This window comes from Providencia sp. AGC89, assembly GCF_053543535.1.
On record NZ_JBIXLP010000054.1, the window covers coordinates 1 to 336 of the forward strand.

Sequence of the window (336 nt, forward strand, 5' to 3'; positions counted from 1 at the left end):
GTGCATCAACATTAACGCATTTAACAACAGACCAAAAACATTCACAACGCTTTGTACTTAAATCAGGCAAGTCAGCCATTTTTTATTTGACGGATATTCCAGCTGATGAATTAGCGGATAAAACGTTTGTTCGATTTCAAATGAATGGGCGTGACCAAAATGCGTTAACGCCAGAGTCACTTGTTGATATTACGCGTACAATTCGTCTGCAACAATTTTTCCCCGCGATTGGGCATCGAATAGATGGAAAAATTGAAATTTTGGATGGTTCAAGACGAAGAGCTGCAGCATTGCTGTGTAATGTTGGACTTTCGGTCTTAGTTACTGATATTGAAA

Annotated in this window: 1 pseudogene; it reads left to right on the forward strand. The window is 39.0% G+C overall.

Annotated elements, in window-relative coordinates:
- A pseudogene (locus ACIPUA_RS08230) lies at positions 1–336 on the forward strand (ParB family protein); the annotation flags it as partial.